Source organism: Phaeobacter sp. JH20_02, from assembly GCF_048056915.1.
GTDB classification, from domain to species: Bacteria; Pseudomonadota; Alphaproteobacteria; order Rhodobacterales; family Rhodobacteraceae; genus Phaeobacter; species Phaeobacter bryozoorum.
In genome coordinates this window covers 1-2,357 of the sequence record NZ_JAYMVP010000015.1, presented here as the reverse complement: position 1 = coordinate 2,357, position 2,357 = coordinate 1, and the positions used below count along the sequence as shown (strand labels likewise).

The following is a 2,357-nucleotide window of genomic DNA, read 5'->3' as shown; positions in this document are numbered from 1 at the left end:
ACACTTTCGAGCTGACACCTGATCTGCGATTCAGAGGCTTCTTTGATTTGCAGGGAGTTTCTCGATGGGAGCTACAAGTGAGTTTCTGGCAAGGGTGCCGCGCCGTGCGGATGGCAAACGAGATTGGCCGCCTGAGTTGAAGGCACGGATTGTGGCGGAGACGTTGATCGAAGGCGAGACGGTCAAGGCAGTTGCCGAGCGGTACGAGTTGATCCCGAGCACGGTGTCGGATTGGCGGCGGATGGCGCGGCAGGGCAAGCTGGTTTTGCCCAATTTGGATGGCATGGATTTTGTGCCGGTCGAGATTGAAGCGCCCGTAGCGCAGCCTGTGCCGACCACCTCGTCCGGTACGATTGATGTGATCACGGGCGATATTGCCGTTCGTCTTGATGCGGCGACGTCCGCGACGCGGATTGCTGAGATCGCGCGGGCTCTGGCCCCGTGATCACGCCATCCCACAAGGTCCGGATTTTTGTAGCCAGTGACCCGGTCGATTTCCGCAAAGGCCATGACGGGCTGGCCGCTTTGGTGCAGAGCCAGTTGCGCCAGAAGCCATTCGACGGTTCCGTCTATGTGTTCCGCGCCAAGCGGGCGGATCGGCTGAAGCTGATCTATTGGGACGGTAGCGGATTGGTGATGGCATACAAACGGTTGGAGGATAACAGCTTCACTTGGCCCGCGATCAAGAACGGCGTGATGCGCCTGGAACCGGCCCAGTTTGAAGCGCTGTTTGCGGGTTTGGATTGGCGGCGGGTGCGCCCTTTGGAGGTCGCGGCTCCGGCTGCGGCGGAATGACTCATGGAGTCGTTTGCACGGGTCATTCTGGCCTTGTTTTGTTATGGCATCGGGCATGACCGCGCCTGATGAATTGCCTGATGACATTGCCGAATTGAAGGCGATCATCCGTGCGCAACAGGATCAGAATGCGCGGCTGGAAGCCCTGGTCGCCTCCTTCAAGAAGGCACTGTTCGGGGCCAAATCCGAGAAGATCGACCCCTCCCAATACGAGCTGGAACTAGAAGATATCGAGAGCGCAATCGCGCAGGTGGAAGCCGAGATTGATGCCGACGCGCGCACCGCGCCCGTTAGGCCACCGAAGCAGCGCCAGACTAACCGGGGATCGCTGCCCAAGCATCTGGAACGGGTTGAAGTGGTCATTGAACCCGATCTCTCCTGCGCCTGCGGGGCCGAGCGTCATGTGATTGGCGAAGATGTGAGTGAACGGCTGGACATCATCCCGGCCCAGTTCCGTGTGATCGTCACGCGCCGCCCAAAATATGCCTGCCGGTCCTGCGAGGGCGGGATTGCCCAGGCTCCTGCACCCGCCCACATCATCGCAGGCGGCATGCCAACCGAGGCTACGCTCGCCCATGTGCTCGTCTCAAAATATGCGGACCACCTGCCGCTCTATCGACAAGCGCAAATCTACAGCCGCCAAGGGATCGATCTGGATCGTTCGACCCTGGCCGCATGGGTGGGCAAGTCGGCGTTTGAATTGACCCCGGTCTATGATGCCCTGATGGCCGATCTGAAGCGCTCCACAAAGCTCTTCATGGATGAAACGCCCGCACCGGTTCTGGCCCCAGGGCGCAAACGCACCAAAACGGGATACTTCTGGGCACTTGCCCGCGATGACCGGCTCTGGGGCGGCGATGATCCGCCCGGTGTGGCATTCACCTACGCCCCCGGTCGGTCGGGGCAGCATGCAGACACTATTTTGAAGGGCTTTAGCGGCACCCTGCAGGTCGATGGCTATGCGGGATATAACCGCCTGCTCAAACGTCCGGCCAAAGACGTGACATTGGCCTATTGTTGGGCCCATGCCCGCCGCAAATTACATGACGTCACGCAATCTGGCGCGGCTCCGATTGCGCAGGAAGGCCTGGCTCAGATCCAGGCACTGTACCGCATCGAAAAAGACCTGCGCGGCCTGCCTGCCGATCAACGGCACGCTGCACGACAGGACCGCTCAAAACCCATCATCGACGCCTTCGAGCTCTGGCTCGCCCAGAACCGCGCCCGCATCTCGGCCAAATCCCCAACCGGAGAGGCCCTGAAATACATCGCCAAATACTGGGATGGGCTGAGCCTGTTCCTCGACGACGGTCGCATCGAACTCGACAACAACCCCGTCGAGCGGACGATCCGCCCCATCGCCCTCAACCGCAAGAACGCGCTCTTCGCAGGACACGATGCCGGCGCACAAAACTGGGCCGTCATCGCGTCCCTGATCGAGACCTGCAAACTCAACGGGATCGAGCCGCATGGCTATCTGTCGGGTGTCCTGACCGCCATAGCAGAGGGACACAAACAAACTGACATCAACGAGTTGCTGCCCTGGAACTACGTCAGAACCG

3 protein-coding genes are annotated in these 2,357 nt (G+C 60.4%); all 3 read left to right on the top strand.

All coding sequences use genetic code 11. The features are described 5' to 3' along the window. The first annotated feature begins 64 nt into the window (after positions 1–64). Positions 65–445, top strand: a complete 381-nt coding sequence (locus VWY34_RS04185; RefSeq protein WP_416548803.1) for a transposase — start codon at positions 65–67, stop codon at positions 443–445. Continuing rightward, positions 442–795, top strand: coding sequence for an IS66 family insertion sequence element accessory protein TnpB (tnpB, locus tag VWY34_RS04180; protein ID WP_416548801.1), 354 nt, complete (start codon positions 442–444; stop codon positions 793–795). The genes VWY34_RS04185 and tnpB overlap by 4 nt, the downstream gene beginning before the upstream one ends. A 55-nt stretch (positions 796–850) precedes the next feature. Further along, positions 851–2,357, top strand: a 1,507-nt coding sequence (gene tnpC, locus VWY34_RS04175; protein ID WP_416548799.1) for an IS66 family transposase, incomplete at its 3' end; no start/stop codon positions are given.